Source organism: Alkalibacterium sp. (assembly GCF_046484155.1).
Lineage (GTDB): Bacteria > Bacillota > Bacilli > Lactobacillales > Carnobacteriaceae_A > Alkalibacterium.
Genome location: NZ_JAWOBT010000116.1, coordinates 1 through 5,546, shown reverse-complemented (window position 1 = coordinate 5,546; position 5,546 = coordinate 1). Strand labels below are relative to the sequence as shown.

Here is a 5,546-nt window from a genome sequence, read left to right as displayed (position 1 = left end):
GGAAAATAGAATTCCAACCGATACTTAGCATGATGTAAATCAGGGAGATTTTTAGAATTTGATCGTTCAAATTCTTGTGATAGTTCGTAATTAATTTTTGTAATAATTGTTCCTTTTCAGTTGCGATTTTATGCATGCTGTTTATCATCCTATATTTTTGTATTTTTAAAATAACTAGCCTATAAAAGTTTAACATTTTTTCGGCTAAATAACTATAAATCAAGAAAAAAAAAGTTAGGAAATGCTTTCAATTCATCGGTAATTCACGTTTAATAGAAGAGTGATAAAAACGTTTTAAGGGAGTGTGTTAAAATGGATGTCAAAGAAGAATACTTTTTTGGAAAAGCAGAGGGAGCTCTAAGTAAAGAAGCAATTGAATTGCATCATCAGCGTTATAAAGAAGTTGGTTTTTTTAAACAAAATGAGAATGATCTTTACAAAGATTATTCAACTTATTTTGTTGTTCAGAATGCTAATTTAAAAGAAGTTGTTGGAGTCACTAGGCTCATTTTTATGTCATTGGATGATCTTCCAACTATGAAACATTTCAATATTTTTGATATTGAAAAAATGAAATTGGCAGGACTTGAAAACAATAAATATGCAGAAATCAGCGCATTTACCAAGATGCCGAAACATGATGTGGGATTAGGCCTAATGAGAACAGTTTTAAGTTATTCATTAAATAATGGTCTTACACATTGGGTTTGTTGTATCGATGAAAGAGTATATAGATATATGCAACGAATATTTAAATTTCCATTTGAGGTAATAGGTGAACCAAATGTTTATCTTGGATCGAAAACGATTCCATGTGTGATGAATCTATCAGAATGTCTTATAACGTTAAAGGAAAAACGTCCCACATTATATGACTATTTTGTGGAAGATGAAGAAAAGTTACTGGAGGGAATAAAATAATGATTAAGGATCAATTTATTCGAAATTTAGGAATCATGACAGAGGAAGAAGTTCAAAAACTTCATGAGACAACAATTGCTATAGCGGGCTGCGGTTGTATTGGTGGCTTTTCTGCTGAATTACTTGCTCGTATGGGAATTGGTAAATTAATCTTGGCAGATCCGGATGTTTTTGATGTTTCTAATATTAATCGACAATGTGCATCAACACATCTTACGGTTGGACAGAGAAAAGCGGAAGCATTAAGAGATCATTTACTTACTATAAATCCCGACATCGAGATCGAATGTTATCTTGAAGGGGTCAATGAAAAGAATGCACCATCGTTTGTCGATGGAGCAGATTATGTAATTGATGCTATCGATTATTTTGCATTTCCTGAATCTGTCGCCCTCCATCGCGCGGCTCGTCAGAAAAGTTTGTTTGTGACGACTGCAGTAGCGCTTGGTTTCGGCACTTCTGTGATGACCTTTTCCCCAGTGGGATTAAAGCTTGAAGAATATGTTGGTATACCGGAAAATAAAACAATCGATGAATTACAAGGTCAAGCATTTCCACCTTCGAAATATACTCAAAAACTTCCTGAATACGCAACAGAAGAAAAAATAGCATCATGGGTTGAAGACCGTGCTATACCAACGATCAGCGTAGGGCAGGCAATAGGGCCGGGTGTACTTGTTTCCAAACTTGTTTTACATATACTAGACCGAAAAGTACCCCAGATCGTTCCAGAATATTTTCAATTACAATTTGAGTAAAGATAATTTAATTAACCCGTTCAATAAATAAAGATACTTCTGAAGAAGGAAGTTAGTTTCGCTATGGGTAATTACTTCTATTTTTAAAATTATACACACCATCATCTCTACTCCTGTGAAGACAGTCGTACTGTTTAACTAGTTAATAATATAGAAATCTCTGGAAATGACGTATTTACGTTGTTTTCAGGTTTTTTTATTTTGTGGAAGCATGGTGATTGATGGGTTTTTGGATGAGCTCCCAGGGGTTAATAAAAGGAAATTCTATTGACAGTTATATTCTTAGTTTTTTGATTCAAGCTTTTACTAAAAGAGATGACAGCTAAGAAAATAGAAAGGGGAAAACTCACCGAGTTGAATAGGTGCATTTCGTTTTGATACGTCGGCCATTTTGGTGTGCTTAAAACAAAGTAGGTGCTATAATATAATCAATAAATAGATGGAATTAATCAAAGGCAGACTTATGGCAGGTAACTAGAATTTCCCCCACTATCTTTTCAAATATGTCTAGTAACAATATTATCAATGGCTCTTATAGGGCGTATATCTAAGTCCATACATACTGAAACATAGACATAAGCTACAAGGATGAAAATAGGACATGGATCGATTAAGGCTATATGCAGGAATTATTCTTTGAAAGCCATAACCATATGAGATTTGTATTAACGGTTTAGATAATTACGTAAATCAGTCGAAATGCTTGAATAGAGAGGTGACTTATGTACTACAAGTTGATCAAAAATGACTTCCAAAAAAGTAAAGCAGTGACTTTGACCACTGTGTTTTTTGTTGCTGCCGCTGCTATGCTGGTATCGCTGGCCATGATCCTGGTCATCAATCTGACAGGCGCGATTGACTCCATGATGACCAAGGCTGAAACGCCACACTTTATGCAGATGCATGCTGGGGAACTGGATATGGAGCGCCTGAATGTCTTTGCCGAGGAAAGCGAATTTGTTGAAGAATTTCAGGTGCTGGAATTCCTTAATCTTGAAGGAGCTCGAATCGTTTTAGCTGATAGCTCGCTTGCCCAAAGCCTCCAGGATAACGGTGTCTCCAGTCAGAGTGAAAAATTTGATTATCTTTTGGACCTTGACGACGAGATTATAACTGCTGAAGATGGAGAGCTCTATGTTCCGATCAACTACATGAGAGAGGGTTTGGCTGTGGTTGGGGATAGGGCTTTGATTAGCGGCAAAGAGTTCACTGTATCAGGTTTTCTCCGGGATTCGCAAATGAATTCTACGCTCTCTTCATCAAAGCGATTCCTGGTTAGTGACAATGATTTCGAGGAGCTAAGGAGCTCGGGCAGCATCGAATACCTGATTGAATTCAGGCTCGACGATTTATCAGCCCTCGGAGCGTTTGAATCTGAATATAACGCCGCAGGACTCGAAGCCAACGGGCCGACAATAACCTACCCTCTTTTTAGATTGATCAATTCAATTTCTGATGGAATGATGATTGCGGTCATCCTGCTGGTCAGTATTATGGTTGTATTGATTGCTTTTGTATCCATCAGGTTTACCCTGCTGGCAAAGATCGAAGAAGATTACCGCGAGATTGGCGTGATGAAGGCTATCGGTTTGCGCTTATCTGATATCAAAAGGATTTATCTGGCGAAATATGCGGCTATTGCCTTGGTCGGTTCTGCAATCGGCTACGCGCTTTCTTTCTTGTTTAAAGATCTGCTTTTGGTCAACATCAGGCTTTTCATGGGTGAAAGCGACAGTGCTTCGCTTGCCCCTCTCTTCGGAGCGTTAGGCGTATTTATTATAGCTTTGACGATCATGATCTACGTTAACAGAGTACTGAAGCGGTTCAAGAAAATATCTGCTGCAGAAGCGATCCGTTTCGGTACGGCTCGGGGGAAAAGCCATACCTCGAAGCGGTTGCTGCTCAGCGAGAACAAGCTCTTTAATCCTAATATATTTCTCGGGGTCAAGGATGTCCTCGCCAGGAAAGGTCTCTATGCCACCATGCTCGCAGTGCTAGTCATTTCAGCCTTTATCATGATTGTTCCGCAAAACCTCTACAACACCATTTCTTCAAAGGATTTTATTACCTACATGGGCATCGGCAGGAGCGATATGCGTATCGATATCCAGCAGACTGATAATATCGCTGAAAAGACTGCTCAAGTAGCAGACCGGATAGGGAAAGATACTGACGTAGACAGTTATGCTCTGCTGACCACCAAAACATATGATGTGATCATGGAAGACGGTTCGACGGAAAGGCTCATAATAGAACTTGGCGACCACCTGCAGTTTCCCCTGGAATATGCTGAAGGTAGTGCACCTGTTGCCGAAGACGAGGTTTCCCTGTCGGAGATCAATGCAAGGGAGTTGGAAAAGGTTGCAGGTGATTCCATTACTTTACTTATAAACGGCGCAGAAAAAGACTTCACAATCAGCGGCGTTTATTCCGATGTAACAAACGGTGGGAAAACGGCTAAAGCTGCTTTTGACGACGATACAGCGGAAACGATGTGGAGCATCGTCAATATAGAACTGGCAGATGCTTCCACTGTCGAAAGCAAGGCGCAAGAATATCAAGACAGCTTTGGTTTTGCCAAGGTTTCAGCCATTGATGAATATGTTCTACAGACTTATGGCTCTACCATAAATTCTGTTGGTACAGCTGCTTATGCCGCTGCGGCCATTGCCTTATCCATAAGTGTGCTGGTAACCCTACTGTTCATGAAAATGTTGGTCGCCAAAGAGCGCTATGCTATTGCAGTAATGAAGGCTTTTGGATATACAAGCCGCGATATCAGGATGCAGTTTGCGTCACGCGCAGTATTTGTCCTGCTCGTGGGAGCGGTCACTGGCACTCTGCTGGCAAATACCTTGGGGCAATTACTGGCCGGACAGGCGATTGCTTATGTTGGAGCTTCCTCTTTTTCTTTTACAGTCAATCCAGTTTTATCTTACCTGCTTAGCCCAATGCTGATGTTAAGTTTTGTAATGATTGCCACAGTTGCCGGAACAGCAGACATAGGGCAAATCAAAATCTCAGAAAACATTAAGGAGTAGTCTGATGAAAAAAATTATAATGGCTGAAAATCTAGTCAAATCCTTCGGTGTGGGCAGTGAGAAAACGACTGTTCTTGACGAAGTCTCGGTAGAAATCAATGAGGGAGAGTTCGTCGCGGTCATGGGCCCTTCAGGATCTGGGAAAACCACTCTGATTTTTGCGCTCAGTGGTATGGACAATTTTGAATCCGGAAAAGTTACATTTGAAGATCAGAATATTTCGACCTTAAGCGAAAAAGAGATGGCCGATCTCAGGAGAAACAGGATGGGGTTTGTTTTTCAGCAGCCGACCATGTTAAAGAACCTGAATATCTTAGATAATATTGTCCTACCTTCAATGCGTGATAATAGAAAGAAAGCATCAAAAGTATCAGATAAAGCCAAAACGCTGATGGAAAAAGTGGGTATTGGCGAATTGGATAAACGCGACATCACTCAGGTTTCCGGGGGACAACTTCAACGAGCAGGAATCTGCCGCGCATTGATTAACAGCCCTAGCATCGTTTTTGGGGATGAACCGACCGGGGCGCTTAACTCAAAAACGTCGCAGGAAATAATGGAGATCTTTTCGGAGCTTAATCGGGAAGGTATCACCATAATGTTTGTTACTCATGATGCTATGGTGGCGGCACAAAGCGAGCGTGTCCTGTTCATGATCGATGGTAAGCTTGTCAGTGAAGTGCATCTTCCCAAGTTTGATGGTTCAGAGTTGGAAGTGAGAATTGAAAAAATCAGGGCGGAAATGCTGAAAGCAGGAATTTGATAACTCTGTGGATCAGGATGTGGCTTTTTAGAAGATTAAGGTTAAGCAATGGCAATATCCAAA

At 40.2% G+C, this 5,546-nt stretch carries 4 protein-coding genes; all 4 read left to right on the top strand.

Annotation, left to right across the window (positions count from 1 at the left end):
* Positions 1-312 precede the first annotated feature (312 nt).
* The 4 genes from R6U02_RS08455 (at position 313) to R6U02_RS08440 (ending at position 5,483) form a co-directional block, all read left to right on the top strand.
* On the top strand, positions 313-921 hold the full coding sequence (locus R6U02_RS08455; RefSeq protein ID WP_410263176.1) for an N-acyl amino acid synthase FeeM domain-containing protein: 609 nt from the start codon (positions 313-315) through the stop codon (positions 919-921).
* Positions 921-1,679 (top strand): ThiF family adenylyltransferase, encoded by a 759-nt coding sequence (locus R6U02_RS08450; RefSeq protein WP_410263175.1) that lies wholly within the window; start codon positions 921-923, stop codon positions 1,677-1,679. The genes R6U02_RS08455 and R6U02_RS08450 overlap by 1 nt, the downstream gene beginning before the upstream one ends.
* 722 nt (positions 1,680-2,401) lie before the next feature.
* Positions 2,402-4,720: an ABC transporter permease gene (locus R6U02_RS08445; protein WP_410263174.1), complete on the top strand. Its 2,319-nt coding sequence runs from the start codon at positions 2,402-2,404 to the stop codon at positions 4,718-4,720.
* Between the two features lie 4 nt (positions 4,721-4,724).
* On the top strand, positions 4,725-5,483 hold the full coding sequence (locus R6U02_RS08440) for an ABC transporter ATP-binding protein (protein ID WP_410263173.1): 759 nt from the start codon (positions 4,725-4,727) through the stop codon (positions 5,481-5,483).
* The last annotated feature ends 63 nt before the right edge of the window (positions 5,484-5,546 follow it).